This is a genomic window from Cohnella sp. AR92, from assembly GCF_003990975.1.
In the GTDB taxonomy this organism is placed as follows: Bacteria; Bacillota; Bacilli; order Paenibacillales; family Paenibacillaceae; genus Cohnella.
The window spans coordinates 214,692-233,794 of sequence record NZ_RZJR01000006.1 but is presented as its reverse complement, the minus strand read 5'-3'; the positions used below and the strand labels follow the sequence as shown (position 1 = coordinate 233,794).

The following is a 19,103-nucleotide window of genomic DNA, read 5'->3' as shown; positions in this document are numbered from 1 at the left end:
TCGAACTGCGTATGAGTGAGTCAACTTTCTATATTAAAGATTTACGGCACTCATTCCTTCTGCAGACGCACCCGTTCGTTGAATCATCAGGAAATTTTTATAAACTTTGTCCCTTCATCTCTGCGGTTTCCAAACAAATCCTTCTCTTTAACAAACATGCCGCTGCATTGACCCGAAGGTCCCAAATTAAAATGTATCTTCATGCTGACATAATCAAGATAAAATGTGCTCAAAGTATTTGGCTTGAGTTGTCGATCTCCAAACCCGATTAGTTGACCGTCTTTCAGCTCAACGTGGATAAGAAGGTTCAATTCCTCATTGTGGTAAACCCCCACATATTTCACAAGTTCGGAATAGGGAACGATCGGATCGGGTATGAACGACCAGCCAAAATGATCCACGATGTTGTGATAATAAGATCTCCAATCCCAGTTGGTATTCTCGATCGACAGAGACCATGAACTGCACCTGCTATTCGCAGCTCCAGCAATTTGCGCATATTCCTCCAAAAAGTTAAGATGTGATTCTGGATTTGTCTGCCCCCGGTTGACATAGAAGGGTTCATGTTTAAATTCCTCAAATGTTGCATTTAACCAATTCGTCCCGCCTCTTGCTCTCATCATTCGGTTAATCCCAATCATAGGGTCAGCCTGATATAAATAAACCAAATGGCAATCAAAATCCGCAAATCGTGCACATATGCTTTCGATGAACTGAATGATCGCTTCCTTATCCAGATCCATATGGAGCAGACGCAGAATGGGTGCCTGAAATAATACTGACTCCATCACCAAAGTCGCATTTTTGTCCCGTTGTTCTTCTAAGAACCGATCCCAATTGATTAAATACTGTTTCATCCAAGCTACAGGGGTACGAATGGTATCCTGTATCAAGATTGGATGTTGGTATGCAGTTTCATGGAAAAGCTCCGTCGCATTTCCGTTCCGCTCTGACTGTAAAGCGAGGAATCTTGCTGTTGTAGACTTTCCCGAACCAGGGATTCCCTCGACAATGATCAACTTCAACATGCTCACCTCCAAAAGATTTAAGCTCCTTCAAAAGTCAACACGATATTTTTCTTCTAAAAATGCATACTCATTGACAGTTATGTACTCTTTGGGATGTGGTGTGTTATTCTCCTCTTTCGTCTGTACATTTTTAAGAAACGTTATTACGTTGTCATCAATCACCAAGCCCTCCATATTCTCTTCGTCGGCGAGGGTCACCGCGACAGCATTCTTTAATTGTGTTGTTGTGCCATCCTTAGCCTTCAGGGTTAACGCCGTATTTATCGTTGCTTGCTCGAAGTTTAATTTTTCCTTCGTGTATAGTTCGATCAGGAGGTGCTGCGTCCATTTTGTGAGATGATCAATGCGAATGGAACCTGATTCACCCTCATTGTAACCCGTTAAATTTTGAGTTCGGAACATGCCATCTGGAAGGATAATGTCCACTTCTGCTTCCTGAACATCCAGAGGGGGAATCTCAATTAACAAGTGGTTCATTCCCTCTTCGTTTTCCATTTTGGATTTGGCAATGCTGGTTTTCATCATTCAGTGTTACCTCCTTTAAGGATTTGGGACACCGAGTTAATGACCCTTTCCTTCATCTCTGCGGGAATTCGAGAACTCAACGTGATCAGTACATCGTCGTTAACCTTGACCGTTTCATGATTGTTGTTAGGCTGATAAAAGGGCATGAGTTCCCCGATTTTACGAATTTCTTCGGCTGACATGGTGCCAAGCTTATCTTGGATTACCTGCAAGGATTCGCCCGCCTTTGACAGGGTACGTATTGCGCGAAAATAGTCCAAATGACTATCTGTGTATACTCGTTTATTGCCAACCAATTCAAGCGGAGGGACTAAACCGATCTGCGTATAATAGCGAACCGTACGCAAGTTCATACCTTCGTCGTGTTCTTGCAACGTTTCTGATATTTGTTTTGCAGTATAGTAAGCCATATTTATAACCAACCCTTCTTCACACTCAAGCACATTGGTTACAGTTAACTGTAACACTTACACCTTACTGTAATGAATTTGGGTTGTCAAGGGTTTTACTTAACACAAAAAAGGCTACCGATTGTCGGTAAGCCCATGGAACTAAACTGCCCGTTAGCTCAACGCAAAACGGGCCATATGTATCAAATGCTGTTAGTGAAGAAGCAAAAGGAGCTGCCGCATCGTCTGTCCGGCTGCCACGATACGCTTATGCAATTATCGCAACGGATCTACATCCGGTTTCGTCGTACATCCATTAAAAGCCGCGAACCGTTCGATCCGCTCACGCAGCTTCCGGCGGAACGTTTCGTCTAGGTCTACCCCGTACTCCGGCCAGTAGTGAACCAGGTTGAGCTGTTTCGCTTTCTTGTCCGCAACGAGCTCGATCCGGCCGACTAGCGCTTCTCCGTACAAAACCGGAAGCACGTAATACCCGTATTTTCGTTCTCTGACCGGGGTGTAAATTTCCCATTTATACTCGTAATCGAACAACGCCTTAATTAGCTTGCGATCCCAAAGGAAGTTATCGAGCGGAGCGAGAAATTCGACGCGGCGTTCATGCTCCGTCTCCGTCGTCGAAGACAACGCCTCATTCAAGAGCGCCTCGTCCTCCACGGCGATATAGAGCGGATCCGCTATTCCTTCAACGGTACACTCGACGATCGCTTTCTCCGCGAGCAGCGAAGCGAATGCGTCCTTGCGCGCTTGGGATTTCATCGATTCGATGTGGAGCCAGGCGTCGGACGGTTTGTTCCACAGGAGCCCGACGGACCGAATACGGCGCAGTACGATCCACCGCATAAAGTCCGCATCCGATTGGTTCGGATCTTCGGCACGTAGAATAGCAGAGTCGATATGGTCCTCCGCCAAAGCGTAATATTTGATCGTTCCCTTCTTGTGGTGAACGATCAAATCCCCGCGAAAATACAGCGTCTCCAGCACCGCTCGGGATAACGTCGTCGGACTCCAGGACCAGTCCACCGTCTCTTTAAGCGGGATATCCTTGGAACAGGCCGCCCCGCGCTCCCGTATGAACCGCTTGACTTCGTCGGCAACCGAATCGACCTTGTCTCGGCTTCGGCCATGGAGCCTGTACCGCTTGCGCGTTCTCTCGAAATACTTCCAGTCCTCGATAGGGAGAATCGCGAGCTGCTTGTCGAAATAATCGACCAGCTTGCGATCTTCATAGAGCAGCTCTCCGAGCATCTCTTTCTTAAATCCCGCAACCCTGGATTGAAGCACGAGCTCGGCATTCTTGCCGCACACGTCGATCGGGTCGAACTGGATGCAGCCGGCTTGGCTCACGAACTCGCAAATCCCTTCCTTGCCCTGGAACTTATAAGCTCCAAGCAGCCCCTGCTTTAACAAAAGGAATCTCCGCGCCTGTAGCTTGGTCAATCGGTACTTGCTCATCTATCCTTGCTGTCCTTCGATGACGACCAACAGCACCGCAGCCGCCAGCCCTAACCGGCGGTCCAACCGGTTGCCCGTATCGAGCGAGAAATCCAAGTTCAGCTTGCCGACGAACGGATTCAGGTCCTGCTTAAACAGCGCGACCCGCTCTCCTCCCATCTCGACATGGAACTTCTGCGGAATCAAGTTGGTCAAGAATCTTCTAAGAAGCGCCAAGAGCGGGCTGTCTTCCTTGATGAGCCCGACCTCTGCCTCGCTGGAATTCAGGATCACCCACTCGTCCTTCAGCATCGACTTCATTCCCTTGCGGCGAAGGGAGCCGAGCCTCTCCCCGGTAGTGGAATCGACGACGTCATAGGTCGCGGAGAAATCGATGACGCTGCGAGCCTGAATGGAGATGAGCTCCTGCTGCATCGTATCGTCGGCAAACAGCCGAATATCTTCTTTTAGCTTAAACGCTTTCATTTTCGAAAATAGAACCTGATTTCCGCTGCTGTCGAAAATATCGACCTTAGCTCCCGCGAGCGACAGAATTTGTTTTCTGACGTGGTAATGCGTATGCGTATATTTAGGATTCATGGGTAACCTCCTGCGGCTTTATCTTCCTTGATAAATTTCGACAACAAGGTGGGAACTCCTTCCTCTAAACCATGACATTTGTCATCCCCCCACATGACACTTATGACTTTTTGTCTTCGCTACCGTTCTTTACAATGATATAAACGCAAGACGCAGCCACTGGAGGGTATTAAGAATGAACATGACGAAGCAAATGCAACTAAAGAAAGATGTTGCTCCTTTTGAGAACATCGACACGAGGAGAAGCATTCGTCAGCTCTTGACCTCGCTCGTTCCCCTGATCGCGCTCTGGTACGGATCCTATCTAAGCTTGAGCGTTTCTTGGCTTCTCTCACTGGCCTTTAGCGTCGTCGCCGCAGGTTTCGTTCTTCGCACCTTTATCATTTTTCACGATTGCTGCCATCTATCGTTCTTCCATAACCGCAAAGCCAACAAAATCATCGGCACGATTACGGGAGCGATCACCCTAACTCCCTATGAGCAGTGGAAATACAGCCATGCGGTCCACCACGCCACCAGCAGCAACCTGGACAAGCGGGGCATCGGCGATATCTGGGTTCTGACCACGGAAGAATTTAAAGCCGCATCGTTCCTGAAGCGACTTCAATATCGAATTTACCGCAATCCTATTGTCATGTTCGGCCTGGGGCCGATATATATCTTCCTGCTGCTCTACAGGTTTAATCGCCGAGGGGCCAAGCGGAAGGAGAAAATCAATACTTACGTGACCAATCTCTTGATCGTCTCCATCTACGCGGTGCTCATCTGGTTGGTTGGCTGGCAAGCTTTCCTGCTCGTTCAAGTTCCTGTCTTCTGGATGTCCGGCGTGATGGGCATCTGGCTGTTCTATGTCCAACATCAATTCGAGGAATCGTATTTTGAAAATGAAGACGAGTGGAGCTACGTGAAAGCGGCTGTGGAAGGAAGCTCCTATTATAAGCTCCCGAAGCTGCTGCAGTGGTTATCGGGCAATATCGGCTTCCACCATGTTCACCACCTTAGCCCGAAAGTTCCGAATTACCGCCTGGAGGAAGCTCACAACGCTACTCCTCCCCTTCAGCAAGCAACGACGATAACCTTGCGCACGAGTCTCCTATCGCTTCGATTCAAGCTGTGGGATGAGAGCAACCGCAGATTCGTCTCGTTTAAGGAAGTTCGAGCCGGATAAGGCATTGTGCTATGATAGAGACAAGTCGGAAGATCAGCCGGGAGGAACGCCTTGAATAAGTGGTACCTTATTTTCCAGCGCAATACGGGCTTGAATCCTTACGTCTGGCTCGTTTTCTGCATTCTGCCCTTTTATTTCATTTTCCGTTCCTCCAATACCCTTGAAGTCGCGGGCGGAATCATTCTGGTGGTCCTGTTCTTTCTTTGCTACCGACTTGCCTTCGTCTCCAAGGGATGGAAGCTTTATTTCTGGACCAGCGTTCAACTCTTGATCTCGATCACCATGTCTTTATGGTTCGATTACGTCTATTTTGCGCTGTTTCTCGCGTACTTTATCGGCAATATCGAGAATCGCGCCGGCTTCCTGACGATGTACGTCATTCATCTGGTGAGCGTCTTCGTCACGATGAATTATGGGTTCGCCTCCTTCAAGCCGGTGTTTATCTCGCAATTCCCGTTTATCTTCATCAATCTCCTGGTCGTCATTCTGCTTCCGTTCAATATTTATAACCGCAATAAGCAAGGGAAGCTTGAAGGACAGCTGGAGGACGCGAACAAGAGGATATCCGATCTGATGGTCATGGAGGAACGGCAACGAATCGCGCGGGATTTGCATGACACCCTCGGGCAGAAGCTTTCTCTCATCGGCCTCAAGAGCGATCTAGCCAGCAAACTTACGATCAACAATCCGGAGCAAGCCAAGCTGGAGATGAAAGAGGTTCAGCAAACGGCCAGGGTCGCGCTAAAGGAAGTCCGCGAGCTCGTTACCGAGATGCGGGGAACCAAGCTGGAGGATGAGATTCATCATGTCAGGCAAATTCTTGGCGCCGCCGGGATCGAAGCCCATATCTCGAGCAACGTCGATGGAATGGCCGTTTCCTTATTAACAGAGAATGTGCTGAGCATGTGCCTCAAAGAAGCCGTGACCAACGTGGTCAAGCATAGCCAAGCGACGATATGCTGGATTCATATCGAACAGAGCGCTAATAATCTAACGTTAGTCGTCAAAGATAATGGAACTGGCATTAAAGCGAACGGGAATTTATACAACTTCAAGGGAAGCGGTATTCGTGGAATCCGGGAACGGCTGGAGTTCGTGAACGGAACCTTGGACGTCCGTTCCGATCAGGGCTTAACTCTCGCCATGCAAGTGCCGATCGTATTTATTCAGCGCCAAGGAGGGGAAAGACAAGGATGATTCGAATCGTTATCGCGGAGGATCAACGAATGCTGCTTGGCGCCCTCGCCTCCTTGCTGGACCTCGAAGAGGATATGCAGGTCGTCGGCAAGGCGAGCAACGGAGAAGAAGCATTGACGCTTATCCATCTCCACAATCCCGATGTATGTATCATGGACATCGAAATGCCCGGCAAGACCGGCCTAGATGTCGCGGCCGAAATCAAGGGTCTCGGATGCAAGGTCATCATTCTCACGACGTTCGCCCGATCCGGTTACTTCGAGAGAGCCCTTAAGGCGGGAGTCAGCGGATACTTGCTGAAGGACAGCCCTAGCGAGGAGTTGGCCGCTTCCATCCGCAGTGTGATGGCCGGTAGACGGATCTATGAGCCAGAGCTCGTCGACGAAGCCTATGGCGCCGACAACCCTCTAACCGACCGTGAGACGGAGGTCCTCGGGCTAATCGCTGACGGCAAGAATACCAAGGAGATTGCAAGTAAGCTCTACATTACAACGGGGACGGTGCGCAACTACATCTCTGTCATTCTCGACAAGTTAAATGTAAGCAACCGAATTGAGGCTATTACTCGGTTTAAGGAGAAAGGTTGGTTTAAATAGGTACTTCGAATAGGGTGAAAAAAACCGCCTAAGATAGGCGGTCATCTAACGCAAGCAGTTACTGCGCAGCAATCTCGAACTTCGTGCCGGCATCCCCGGCGAATACAATCGTTCCTCCCGCCGGCAGCTCGACCTGACCCTTGCCTCCGAGGATACTGAAGTAAACGCAAGTTCCCTTCGCGTCATAAACGGCGAAGGAGGCATTCTTCGAGGACATGCTCACCTTAACGGTCTTGCCGGCATCTTTTTCGCTGATCGTATACCATTTGGCGTATCCGCTCGACGGAATCGTAGCGATTGACTTCTTAGCGACGTAGATAGGCTTCACGGCGTTCTCGTTCACGAAGATTCTTCCGCTCGACTCCAGGTACTCCGCGCCGTCCTGCGTGAAGAACGTATAACCGGCGAGATCCCGTCCATTCATTCGGGAGATTTGCAATTCGGAGACGGCCGTATTCGGGCCCGTTATTCGCTTATCCAACACATACCCGGGCAATTGCTGCGACAATTTCAATTGGATGGCAGGCAACGACATATAAACAACCGACGTATGCTTCTCGTTCAGAAGGTAATACATTTTGCCGTCGCGCCCCTTCCATGTCTCCATTGTCTCGGCCGGTAGCTCTTGGGGCTGGAGCTTCTCGACGTTGTACTCGGATGAAGCATACTGGCCAAGACCCGGCAGCGAAGCGTATTGACGAAGCCATAGATAGGTGCGGCCGTTCTCCTCCGTCACGAAGCTGATCTTCACATTCCCATCCGCGCTCTTGAACGTGTCGTCTGCCGAATAAACGTAGATTTGGGCTGGCTGATTCGGCAGCAGCTCATTTGTAATGGACATGACGCCGTCTTTGGTAATATCTACCTTAGCCGTACTGCTGAACGAGCCATAGACTCCCGAATACTGCAGCATAGACTCCGGCATATCCGTCTTCACCGGCACGCCGAACGATTTCTCCGGCTTGAATTCGGTAATCGTCCCTTTCTCCTTCAACGCTTGAAGCAAGATTTCGTTCGCCAGAAGCTGGTCGGTCATGCTGGTCCCGCCGGAAGTGACGACGGCTGCCGCCATGCCTTGCTCGGGAAGCACGACGAGCGAGGAGTGATAGTGAAGCGTGTCACCGCCTTTGGTCAGCGCCTTTATCCCATATTCGCCGAAGGGATAGACATCGACGCTGTCCCAGCCGAGGCCGTACTCGAAGGAGGTGTTGTCCCCCTCGTCAGGCCACAGAGAGGTCTTATACTCGTCTTCCGCCATAGCCGCGGCCGATTTGCCGGACAAGACTTCTTCCGCTCCACCCGTGAACGCTTGCGAGAAACGGGCCAAATCCTCCGCCGTGGAATAGATGCCTCCCGCTCCGATCACGTTGATTGTCTCGATGGGAAGCTGTCCGGTGGCAGGATAATAGAGCCCCGCGATCTTCGCTGCGTCCGGAGAATCGGTAGGAGTCTCCGTATGGGCCAAATCAAGAGGCTCCGTTATATATCGATGAATATAAGAGGTAAAGTCCATGCCGCTGACCCGTTCGACCAGAATCTCGGCCAGCGTAAATCCGTCATTGCAGTATACCGAATAAGCGCCCGGGTCCGCCTTCAACGTCTGACCGGCCAATTGCTTCAGCAGGCTGTCGTGGGCGTAAGTATCGTTATCTTCGAATAAGAAGGCGTCCGTAAGCGACGATCCGTTCAGGCCGGAAGAATGATTCAGCAGCATGCGCGGCGTAATCTGCTTGTAACGTTCGTCCTTCATCGTAAACTCGGGGATATACTGGACGACCGGCGTTTCGAGATCGATCTTCCCTTGCTCGACCAATTGCATGACGGCAACCGCGGTAAACATCTTGCTCGTCGAGCCGATCCCGTATATCGTGTCCTTCGTGAGCGGCTTCAGTCCCTTCTCATCATTCTTGCCGGCTTGACCGGTGACGACGATACGGCCATGGTCGATCAGAGCATACTGCACGCTGCTAGGGCCGTAATATTTCGTGAGGAATTCCGCCTTCTCCTGTGCCGTTTCTCGAGTTGCTTCGAAGGTGATCTCAGCATTGCTCGAAGGCGGCTCCATTGCCGCCGTGTCGGCGCAGAAGCCTAGCAACAGACACGCTACTAGCATAATGCCAACCGTCCATCGATTTCTTGCCAATTTAATCAATCCTCTCTATGAATAGGATAATTACCGGAGATAATTAAACGCTAGAAGGAAGATCGCTAGAACGACGATCGCCGCCGCGGCGATGATCTTGCCGATCGGATTGGCCATGTTGACCGTCCATAAGAATCCATATCGATCCGGAACGAACAAGGCAGGGTCATCGCGGTTCACGTAAACGCTGCCGAGCCACCTCCAGTGCCTCTCCTCCTGCGACGGGAAGTCCTTCAATTGATCCAGACCTCGGATTCGCAGGTAAAGCATGACTCCCATCAACGCCAAGAACAGGACCACCCAGAGTGCGAGGCCGGATCGGAAGATCAGGTCGTCCTTCCAACCGTACAACGTCACGGCTTGCGTCAACCCATGGAACACAATCATGAGGAGCGAAGCGCCCCAAGCCAGAACCGAATAGATTCTTTTGCGCTTCAGCTGTTTCCGTAAGGAGCTTTCCCGGTCCTGGGGATCCAGAGAGATCCGAACGCGGCCGATCATCCGATGAATGCCGAGGAACAAAGCGATCGTCAGCGCTTGCCAGAAGTTCCACAGGAAGACGGTCCGCACGGATTTGGAAGAGTCATGATCGACGAGAAACGTCGTAAGCCTTTGCGGGATCTCTTCCCACCTCGCAATGGCGAAGCAGATGCATAGCGCCATTACGGCGACATGCGCCGAATACCACCATGGGCTCCATGCGGAGCCGTTCGCCCGCCCAACCTCAAGGCTCGCTGCTCGCTTCGTCTGCGCGACAACCTGCCAGCCCCTGGCCGCTTTCAGCTGCTGCGCGGAGCTCCGGCTGATCCATATGGCGAAGCTCGATGCCAACGATAAAACAAGGATGGCCGTCATCCAACTCCATAGGACAATCCGCCCCGCCGGTTGATCGCGAATCCACAGGAAGCAAGCGCCTCCGATCAGGATTGCCATACAGCCGGTGAGCAAAGCGTAATTCCGGCGAATCTCTCGGACGGCTTTATCCTGCGATGCCTCCGCCGGCAGCGCGATGCCGAACAGCAGCGCCCTCGGGCCGAGATAAACCAGCAAGCTGAGAAACAGCGCGTACATCAAATAACTGCTGGACAATAGGATCATCGATTCCTGTTTCATTGTTGTTCGCCTCCGCGATTCTTAATGGCAGTCCGGTATACCGCCCTGCTCTCCTGCGCGAATTCCTCTTCTGACATGCCTCTTATGGCGGCTGCCGCCGCAAGAGACCTCATCTGATGCCGAAGCTTCTCCAAGAAATCGTCCGTAATGCCGGGCATCCCGTCGGGCTGCACGATAACACCCTTCTTGCGGTGTACTTGAAGATAGCCCTCCTGCTTGAGCAAGTTGTAGGATTTGTTGACGGTATGGAGATTGATTCCCAAGTCTTCCGCCAAGCTGCGGACCGAAGGAAGCGGATCTCCCGGCTTTAGCTCCCCGGACGCGATCCCGCCGATCAATTGATCGATTAGCTGCGCGTAAATCGGGGTGTCCGATTGCAGATCGAGCTCTATGAACATGAATATCTCTCCTTCCGGCAGCTTTGCTTCTTCAGGAAGCGAGCGTAGGGATGCCGTTCCATATCGAATCACCTGCCTTCTATTGCTATCTGTTATATTACGAATATAACAGATATAACTACTAGGCGCAAGATCCAGTTATGGATGTTCCATCCACACATCCATTCATGCCGATTTCCATACAAAAAAACCGCGTTATTCGCGGCTTCTTAAGAATGCGTATTCTTGTCCCCGACAGTTGGTCGGCTCGCTTCTACCGATCGAAATGCTTTAAATAATAGATCGCCAGCTGCGTTCGGTCCCGCAGCTGCAGCTTCTCCAGCAATCCGGTGACATAGTTCCGTATCGTTCCTTCGCTCAAATAAAGGCGAGCCGAGATTTCTTTGTTGGACAATCCCTCGGCCACAAACGCCAGGATTTGAAGCTCTCGATCCGTTAGGCCGGATAGCTCGGGAGGAGCCTGTTTCTCCTCTCTCAGCATGGAGGATAGCGTATGGACGACCTCTCTCTCGAACACGGCGTTCCCTTTGCCGACGGCGCGAAGGCTTTCGATGATGCTGTCCGAGGGCTGGTTCTTCAGAATATACCCTTCCGCTCCGGCTTTAACCGCTTCTTTGATATAGTCGTCATCCTTGAACGTCGTCAGAATGACGACTTTGACCGATTCGAAATGCTGCTTGATCATCTTCGTTCCGAGTACGCCGTCCATGACCGGCATGCGGATATCCATCAGCACCAGGTCCGGCATGTATTCCCGGCATCTCGCGAACGCCTCCTGCCCGTTCGCCGCCGTTCCGACCACCTCGAAATCCTTCTCCAGTCCGATCAGAATTCTCAAGCCGTCCCGAATAAGCGCATCGTCATCCACGATTAGCACTTTCAAAGAGTCCACTTCCTTCCTGTCTCGGGATCACGCAGACGATCAGGAATCCGTCATTGGCGCTGACGGTGATGGTGCCTCCCAAGTTGCGTACCCGTTCTTTCATGCCGCTTAAGCCGAGTCCTTCCTTGATCGCCGGACAGCCCACCCCGTTATCCTTGATATACAGCCGCGTATATCGTTCATTCGCATCGATGGCGATATCCACCTTCGTCGCTTGCGAGTAGCGAGCCGCATTGGTGAGCGCCTCCTTCATGTTGGTGCTGATCAATTCCAGATGAGCGGCCGGAATCGAGTTGTAATCGCCGCTCAGCTTCAATTCCACCGGGCAGAAGCCGTAATTGTCCGCGATATTCCGGATATACTCCGCGCCTAAATTCTCCGACGGTTTGATATTGTGTACGGTCTTGCGAAGAATGTCCACCGATTCGGCCAACCCGTCAATCGATTTTCTAACGATCTCCATCGACCGCGTCTCGTCCGAGTCGTGCAGCTTATACGCGGCCTGAAGCTGCATCAGGATGCCCGCGATGCTGTGCCCGATACTGTCGTGAATGTCCCGGGCGATCCGATTGCGCTCCTTCACTTCGGCAATGCCGGCGATTTCCTTGGAGGAATGAAGCAGCGCCGCTTTGGCTCGCTCGAGCTCGTACCGCAAGCGCCGTTCGTTATCCAGCGTATCGTTGAATCGGATCTGATCTTCTCTGCCTTTGCCGACGACGTACGCAAGCAGGCAGCTCAAGCCTATCCAGGATAGATAGACAGGCAAATCGGGGTCGCCCGCCGCCATTAAGAACGTACAGGCCACGGATGCGGCAACGCCCACGACCCTTCTCCCCAACATAAAATCATAGCAGACGACCGCGAATAAGACGGCAAAAAGCAAATCCACCGTAGCCGCCGCGCATGCGAGCAGCAGCAGTACGATGGTCAAATAAACCGAATCTACGAATCTCTCTTTGCATATCGTGATCGCGACGACCGCGAGCAGAATCGCCACATGCTCGTAGGAGAGCTGCCGTTCGATCACGAGTTCGATCGCGAGGTACGAGAGAAGGACTGCTTTCACCCAATGGCTCATGGTATCCTTGGCCCCAGATCTTGCCTAGTTTCCCTTCATTATACCTTATTTTGCCGTATCCGCCTTCTTGAATGTGCCGATCAGGAAGAACACGACGGCGAACATCAGCACGATCGAAATTTCTTGGCCGAGCGAGATCAGGCTTGCCCCGGACAGCAGCTTCTTAACCCCGCCCATTACCCAAGAGACAGGCGTCAGCTTGCTAAGGGAATCGATGACGTCCGACTTGCCTTCGATCGGGAAGTAAGCTCCGCCCAGCATGGCCAGCGGAACGATAATGCATATTCCGAACAAGCACGCTTGCACCATATTTCGGGTAAGGGAACTGATCGCGACTCCGAACGACACGCCGACGAGCGAGAAGATCAGCAGCAACCCGTAAATATCCCACTCCGCCCCGCCGAAATACAAGTTGAATACCCACTTCATGAAGACCATGACTATCGTAATTTGAATCCAGGCCACCGCTACGAAACTGCCGATCATCTGCAGCATATACCTTCTCATGGTGACCGGCGCAGCCAACGTCCGATGCAGCGTATGATTGTTCCGATTGATTAGAACATGCAAGCTGACGATTAAAGCCGTATACAGCATGGCTACGACGACCAATCCGATCACCGTACTCGTTTCCTTCGTTTGCACGTCCTTGAAAGTATGCGCGTTCAGCTGAAGAGAGCTCCGTTCATCATAGTTCGCCATTTCTTTATAGAAAGCATCCGGATCGCGTCCTACGGCCGCGGCAACCGCTCTGGCCGCGCCGAGCCGCTGCTCGATAAACGAGCTCGCCGGTTTGGAGACGTTGGATTCCTTCACCGCATATCCCGTAATGCCGCCGCTCTCCCCCCGAATCAACCGCTCCGTAAATCCGGGCTCGATGACCAGCACGTATTCTACGTTGAGAGATCGGAGCTTCTGCTCGATCTCGTCTTCCCGGACGGTGCCGATATTCGCCATGGAACCCAATTGGCGAACCAGATCCGTAGTAAAGGGCGTCCGATCATTGTCGATGACCGCCGCTTTTAACGCGGGTTCGTTACTGACAAAGCCGATGGTCATGAACAGCAGCGGAAACAGCAAGATGAAGAAAGCCTGCACTTTGTTGCGGAAAATGCGTTTCAGATAGTTGAGAAAGACGGTCATATGGCTTTCCTCCTTCCCATCAAGAATGCGAGAAAGACAACGATGAAGCTGTACGCCAGTAATCCGAGCAGATTCGAGCTCAAGTCGCCCTTGTCATAGATATCCGCGAACAGCGCATTCTGGGCGTAGGAGCTAGGGGCGAACTTGCTTATCGTCTCCATGACCTTGCTCTCCATCGGAGAATAGCCGCCGGCCACGACCGAGAAGAAAGTGGTCACGATGACAAGGACGAGCGATGCGACCATCGTGCTCCGGGTCAAATAGGCGATGATCATGCCCAGCGCAGCCGAGACGGCGCAGAACAAGAGGAGAACGGTTAGGATTAACCCTATTCTGGCGTCCCAGTTGGCTTCGTACCCGTATTTGGTCGTTACAAAGATGATAACGGCGATGAGGAAGAGCATTCCCGTGCTGCCGATCCACTTGCCGAGCATGACCTGGCTTCCGCGAACGGGAGCGGCCAGGAGCCTCGAGTGCGAATGGTTGCCGTTATTCTTCGTGATCGCGAACATGCCAAGCAGCCCGCCGTACAGAATCGCCTGTAACAAAAAGGAGATTGCGTAATAATCGATGGCACGCGGAATTTTCCCTTCGGTCTCCACTTGATCTTCCCGTACAAGTTCGCCCGAGTCGCCCGAATCCGGCGATTTATCTCCCAGCCGAAGCAAAGTCGCGTTCAAGTTGTACGATCGGATGAAGCTTTCCACCATCGGTTGGAAGCTGTCTCCTTTTCCTTTGCCGTAATACTCCAAGCGTACCGAATCTCCTAGATTCAACCGATTGGATGCGTCCGCCGGCACGTGGACGAACCCGTCTAGCTCGCCCGACCGGACCATCTCTTCTCCCTGATCGGCGTCCTCTACTTTCCGAACTTCGAATGTCTTGCCGGTTGCGTCCGAAGTCATCAACTTATCGAATGCCGCGCCGAGAGCGCCGCCATCCTCGTTGAGATAGCCGACCGGCACCTGTTCGACGACTCTCGGCTTAAAGCCGCCTTCATCGGCTCCAAGAATAATCGTGATCGCGATCGGAAAAGCGATTAATGCCAGGATCGCGATGTAATCGCGCAGATGACGCAGGAAGGTATAATAGGCGACTGTCCTTATTTTCATCCGAAGCTCCTCCTATCCCTGTTAATCGCGCAGCGATCGGCCGGTCAGCGTCAGAAACACCGATTCCAGGCTTGGTTTCTCCATCTGCATGGACACGATCTCGGCATCCGATTCGGATACGATCTGGATAACCTTGCTGAGATACTTCTCGCCGATCTTGCCGATCACCTCGAGCCGGTTGCCTTGCGCCGCGCATTCCCGAACGCCGTGAACGCGTTTGATTCCTTCGATCATCGTATAATTGACGGACGAAAGCTCGATGATCACTTTCTCTTCCGTGGCAATGAGGGACGTCAGCTCGCTTTGCGTACCGTTCGCAATGACTCGCCCGTGATCGACGATCGCGATTCTCGTGCAGATCTCCCGGACTTCCTCCATATAGTGCGAGGTATAGATAATCGAGGAACCCATGCGGTTCAACTCTTTGATCGACTGCAGGATGTGATTGCGGGATTGCGGGTCGATGCCTACCGTCGGTTCGTCCATGATGATCAACTTCGGATGATGCAGGATAGCGCAAGCGATATTGAGCCTTCGCTTCATGCCGCCGGAGAATTTCTTCGGCCGATCCTTCTTCCGGTCCGACAGTCCGGTAAACTCCAACGCTTCCTTAATCCTCGCGTTGAGCAGCTTGCCGCGGAGTCCGTAGAGCCTGCCGAAATAATCGAGATTCTCCCAGGCGGTCAAATCCTCGAACAAGGCGATGTCCTGCGGGACGATGCCCAATTCCCGCTTGACTTCCATCTCGTGGCGGCGCACTTCCTTGCCGAGAAATTTGACCTCGCCGCCGTCATACTTCGTGAATCCGGACAATATGCTGATCGTCGTCGTCTTGCCGGCGCCGTTCGGCCCGAGCAGTCCGAAGATCTCTCCTTCCTTGACCGTGAAGCCGATGTGATCCAGCGCAACAAAATCCTGGTAGCGTTTAATCAGGTTCTTAACCTCTACAATCATGTCGCCCGCTCCTTTGACAACTTTTTGACTTAAAGCCATCTTACCGAATGCCGGAACGAGTTGGCAGTGATTGGAGGAATGATCGGATATGACAATTGTCATGTTGTCGAATGCAAGCACGATCGAACGTTTAAACGACAAAGGCAGCCGATCCATCTGGACGGCTGCCTTTCGAGCTAATCATACTCTATCGATTTCCGCTAGCTTAACACCGCGCTGTTGCTTTGATAGGCTAACCCTACCCTTTTCCTGCTGAACGCTCCTCCGAGCTCGAGATGGTTCAACATCCATGCCGCGACATCGTCATAAGCAACATTCAGCTCTTGAAATCGGCTGAACAGGTGACCGGCTATCTCGGCATCGGTTAATTCCTTGATCGTCTCCGGAACCGGAACGGGCAGGATATCCGTCGTTACCTGCAGATGAACGGGATCCGGATGCTCGATCGAATCCACCATGGTTCCCGGACACATAAAGGACCAATCGAGTCGAGTCTGTTGTACCCTCTCGAGATTCCGGTTGTGGTTCCTGAATTCAGGCGGGAATCCAGGCAAATCGTTGCCGATAAACTTCGTATGGGGAATATCCAGCAGGCCGGCTCCTCCCATGATCCACACCCGCCCGGAGAAACGTGTTTGGGCTTCGCATTGGCTGATCAGGTTATCGACGATCTGAATAAACTCTTCTCCCTGGCCGGCATGGCCGGCAGCGACAATAGCGGCGTCTTGATGCGCGAGCGCCTCGCCGACGCTCACCGGGTCCAGCATATCGGCCACGATCACCTTCACCTGCTTGGCGGAATGTTCCCCTAGTTGAGCGTAAAGCTTCTCCGAATTACGCACGAACGCGGTCATCTCATGCCCCATCTGCACGCCTTGTTCCAATACTCTTCTCCCTGTATTCCCCGTCGCGCCAAACACGATAATTTTCATTGTTCGTTCCTCCTCTTTAATGGCTCCCAACATTTGGTTAACTCGAGCTTAGCATCGCTTCGACGTTATGTTAAGAACCCACTTTAAAGTAGGGGGCTTACGAATAAGTAAGCGTCAACCCGCTTGTTGACATGCGTGCTCCAGCGCTTGAAGGACGTCGGAACACAGGTGACGATACGTGCCCATCCAAAGCGGCCGTTCGGACTGCTTATCGGACGACCATCGGCGATAACGGAGACAGCGCTTTGGTCTCATCCATGTAAATAAACGCATCGTACCGTTTGGAGATTGCCGTCGGCACGTAATTGCCCCGTTCGCGCTCCGGATGATACACGACCCCTATCGCTCTATTTCCTATAATGGCATCGTCCAGTGCCGGATGTTCTTCTTCGAAAAGGAGCAATTTGTTCTCCGTCCCGCTGCGGTGGAGCAGTTCCTCCCAACTGCCTGCGATCGCCTTCGGCACGTTCATCTCTTGGGAAGGCGCCCCCCAGGAACGTCCGGCGATAACGGCTCCTTGGTAGGTGCCGTAGCCGATGGCATAGACATCTTCGCCATACTTCTCGCGCAGCAGCTGTCCCAAGTTGATCATCCCGTCCGCCGCCATATCCGTGTACCGAGCGTCTCCGATATGGGTGTTATGCGCCCAGATAACGGCGCGCGCCCTCGGTCCGTGGAATTCGGCCAATTTCTCGATCGCTTGGACCATGTGACGATCCCGAACGTTCCAAGACTCGGCGTCATGGCGGATCATGGTGCGATAATAAGCCTCCCCGCCTTGGACGGCCATGGCGTTCATCTCCGCGCTTAACGCATGTTCTCGTTCGCCCGGTTTCGCTTCCTTCCACTTGTCCTGAAGCTTGCGCAGCAGCTCCACCGCCTCATCCTCGCAGCCTTCCCCATAAAGGGCTGCCGAAACCCCGTAGCTCTGCTCATCTCCGCCATTCGGTTCGAAACATTCGAAAGCCCGTTTGGCCGCCTCCAAATCCGATCCCTCTCGGGAGCCAAGGTACTTCAGAATCTCGTCCATCGACTCCCATAAGCTGTAAATGTCCATCCCATAGAAGCCGACCTTCTCCTCATCCGGTTTATCGGCGTTATATCGACGAAGCCACTCGGCCAGATCCGCGATTTCGCGATTCGCCCACATCCAAGAAGGCCATCTGGAGAAATCCTGCAAGGCCTGTCGTACGTCGGATCCTGAATCCGAGCAGCCTTTAACATAACGATTCAGGGCGAAGCAGGATGGCCAATCGCCTTCTACGGCTATAAATCGATAGCCATGCTCGGTAATAAGCCGCTTGGACAAAGCCGCTCGGTCGGCATAGAACTCGGAAGTCCCATGCGACGCTTCTCCAAGCAGCACGAATTTAGCCCTGCGGGCTCTATCGATTAACGCGTTCGCTTCCGCTGCTCCCCGATATACCTTGGCCAGCTGGCGAATGGTTTGCAGAATGAGTTCCTCGTTCACCTGGATATGCACCTCACGGAATTGGCGTTCCATACCAGTTTGTTCCGATAGGCTCTCATATATGATTCTTTAGCAGCAATTGCAGAAGCTCCCGCTGCGTACCGGGATCCGTTACCGAAGGCGGAGTGCGCGCGATCTTTCCCTTCTCGATATAGATACCGCCGCGGTCCCCGTACTTAGGATCCGTCGCCGCATCGACGATTCTCCGTGCGCCTGCGTCAGGCGTAGAGAAAAGAAAGCGGAGCATTCTGAACAGACCTGGCACGCCCGGATTATGGGACATGGCTGTTCGGTTCATGCCGGGATCGGCTACTCGAAGCGCAATGCCGTCCCTGCCGTAATCCTCTGCCATGGCGAAGAACGCGGCGGCGACGGCCAACTTGGACTGAGCATACGGCTTAAACTTCTTAAACTTGCGCGGGGACGGCAGATTCCCCGGCTCCAGCTTGCCCGCCATCTTCATGGCGCTGGAGCCGACCGTAACGACGACGGAACGGCCAGCAGCTCGAAGCAATGGACGAAAGAGCTCGGTGAGCAAGTATGGCGCAACAGTGTTTACTTCGTAGTGAACATCCTGCTTCTGGGGAGATAGAACGACGCGGTCCGACAACATACCGGCGTTGTGAATCAGCACGTCGATCCGGGTCTGCATCTCAGACACTTGCCGCGCTGCTTCGCGAAGTTGGCGATGGTCGGATAAATCGGCCGTCACCGTAAGGATAACAATCGCCGGATCCAGGATATTCAAGTCCTGTTTCTGCTTCTCCATGCGTTCGCGGTCTCTGCCAATAAAAATCAGGTTGTAGCCTCTATTCGCCATCAGCTTGCTGATTTCCGTGCCGATGCCGGAATAAGACGCCGTCACGACGGCCAGTTTCCGTAAACCAGGTTGAGCGATCATGGGTAGGTCCCCTTTCAATT

The 19,103-nt window shown here is 52.5% G+C and carries 19 protein-coding genes; 3 read left to right on the top strand and 16 right to left on the bottom strand.

The window, feature by feature from the left end:
• Positions 1-86: 86 nt before the first annotated feature.
• The 5 genes from ELR57_RS11545 to ELR57_RS11525 all read right to left on the bottom strand — a co-directional run bounded on the left by ELR57_RS11545 (position 87) and on the right by ELR57_RS11525 (position 3,994).
• Positions 87-1,028, bottom strand: coding sequence for a P-loop NTPase family protein (locus tag ELR57_RS11545; RefSeq protein ID WP_126959222.1), 942 nt, complete (start codon positions 1,026-1,028; stop codon positions 87-89).
• 27 nt (positions 1,029-1,055) lie between these two features.
• On the bottom strand, positions 1,056-1,553 hold the full coding sequence (locus ELR57_RS11540) for a hypothetical protein (protein WP_126959221.1): 498 nt from the start codon (positions 1,551-1,553) through the stop codon (positions 1,056-1,058).
• A complete protein-coding gene (locus tag ELR57_RS11535) occupies positions 1,550-1,963 on the bottom strand; it encodes a MerR family transcriptional regulator (RefSeq protein WP_126959220.1) in 414 nt (137 codons plus the stop codon). The genes ELR57_RS11540 and ELR57_RS11535 overlap by 4 nt, the downstream gene beginning before the upstream one ends.
• 255 nt (positions 1,964-2,218) lie before the next feature.
• Positions 2,219-3,415 carry a winged helix-turn-helix domain-containing protein gene (locus tag ELR57_RS11530; RefSeq protein WP_126959219.1) on the bottom strand — a complete coding sequence of 399 codons (1,197 nt, stop codon included), beginning with the start codon at positions 3,413-3,415 and terminating at the stop codon, positions 2,219-2,221.
• Complete coding sequence (locus tag ELR57_RS11525) at positions 3,416-3,994, bottom strand: LURP-one-related family protein (RefSeq protein ID WP_126959218.1); 579 nt, start codon at positions 3,992-3,994, stop codon at positions 3,416-3,418.
• Between the two features lie 175 nt (positions 3,995-4,169).
• Here ELR57_RS11525 and desA point away from each other — a divergent pair, with 175 nt between their 5' ends.
• The 3 genes from desA to ELR57_RS11510 are packed head-to-tail and all read left to right on the top strand — an operon-like array spanning position 4,170 to position 6,955.
• Positions 4,170-5,162, top strand: coding sequence for a Delta(5) desaturase DesA (gene desA, locus ELR57_RS11520; RefSeq protein ID WP_126959217.1), 993 nt, complete (start codon positions 4,170-4,172; stop codon positions 5,160-5,162).
• Between the two features lie 51 nt (positions 5,163-5,213).
• On the top strand, positions 5,214-6,359 hold the full coding sequence (locus ELR57_RS11515) for a sensor histidine kinase (RefSeq protein WP_126959216.1): 1,146 nt from the start codon (positions 5,214-5,216) through the stop codon (positions 6,357-6,359).
• The gene (locus ELR57_RS11510; protein ID WP_126959215.1) at positions 6,356-6,955 is read left to right on the top strand and encodes a response regulator transcription factor; all 600 of its coding nucleotides are present in this window, start codon (positions 6,356-6,358) and stop codon (positions 6,953-6,955) included. Before ELR57_RS11515 ends, ELR57_RS11510 begins: the two co-directional genes overlap by 4 nt.
• Positions 6,956-7,013: 58 nt before the next feature.
• On the opposite strand, the gene ELR57_RS11505 is transcribed toward ELR57_RS11510, so the two are convergent.
• The 11 genes from ELR57_RS11505 to ELR57_RS11455 form a co-directional block, all read right to left on the bottom strand.
• Positions 7,014-9,068, bottom strand: coding sequence for a serine hydrolase domain-containing protein (locus tag ELR57_RS11505; RefSeq protein WP_126959388.1), 2,055 nt, complete (start codon positions 9,066-9,068; stop codon positions 7,014-7,016).
• 60 nt (positions 9,069-9,128) lie between these two features.
• A complete protein-coding gene (locus tag ELR57_RS11500; protein WP_126959214.1) occupies positions 9,129-10,211 on the bottom strand; it encodes a DUF5808 domain-containing protein in 1,083 nt (360 codons plus the stop codon).
• Positions 10,208-10,609, bottom strand: a complete 402-nt coding sequence (locus tag ELR57_RS11495; protein WP_126959213.1) for a GntR family transcriptional regulator — start codon at positions 10,607-10,609, stop codon at positions 10,208-10,210. The genes ELR57_RS11500 and ELR57_RS11495 overlap by 4 nt, the downstream gene beginning before the upstream one ends.
• Before the next feature lie 253 nt (positions 10,610-10,862).
• A complete protein-coding gene (locus ELR57_RS11490) occupies positions 10,863-11,486 on the bottom strand; it encodes a response regulator (RefSeq protein ID WP_370452258.1) in 624 nt (207 codons plus the stop codon).
• Positions 11,470-12,570: a sensor histidine kinase gene (locus ELR57_RS11485; protein ID WP_126959211.1), complete on the bottom strand. Its 1,101-nt coding sequence runs from the start codon at positions 12,568-12,570 to the stop codon at positions 11,470-11,472. The genes ELR57_RS11490 and ELR57_RS11485 overlap by 17 nt, the downstream gene beginning before the upstream one ends.
• Positions 12,571-12,615: 45 nt before the next feature.
• Positions 12,616-13,713, bottom strand: coding sequence for an ABC transporter permease (locus tag ELR57_RS11480; RefSeq protein ID WP_126959210.1), 1,098 nt, complete (start codon positions 13,711-13,713; stop codon positions 12,616-12,618).
• A complete protein-coding gene (locus tag ELR57_RS11475; protein ID WP_126959209.1) occupies positions 13,710-14,825 on the bottom strand; it encodes an ABC transporter permease in 1,116 nt (371 codons plus the stop codon). Before ELR57_RS11475 ends, ELR57_RS11480 begins: the two co-directional genes overlap by 4 nt.
• Positions 14,826-14,846: 21 nt before the next feature.
• Positions 14,847-15,779, bottom strand: a complete 933-nt coding sequence (locus ELR57_RS11470; RefSeq protein ID WP_126959208.1) for an ABC transporter ATP-binding protein — start codon at positions 15,777-15,779, stop codon at positions 14,847-14,849.
• 200 nt (positions 15,780-15,979) lie between these two features.
• Positions 15,980-16,711 carry an NAD(P)-dependent oxidoreductase gene (locus tag ELR57_RS11465; protein WP_126959207.1) on the bottom strand — a complete coding sequence of 244 codons (732 nt, stop codon included), beginning with the start codon at positions 16,709-16,711 and terminating at the stop codon, positions 15,980-15,982.
• A 208-nt stretch (positions 16,712-16,919) separates the two neighbouring features.
• Positions 16,920-18,215, bottom strand: coding sequence for an erythromycin esterase family protein (locus ELR57_RS11460; RefSeq protein WP_126959206.1), 1,296 nt, complete (start codon positions 18,213-18,215; stop codon positions 16,920-16,922).
• Between the two features lie 22 nt (positions 18,216-18,237).
• Positions 18,238-19,083, bottom strand: a complete 846-nt coding sequence (locus ELR57_RS11455) for an SDR family NAD(P)-dependent oxidoreductase (RefSeq protein WP_126959205.1) — start codon at positions 19,081-19,083, stop codon at positions 18,238-18,240.
• Positions 19,084-19,103: the final 20 nt, after the last annotated feature.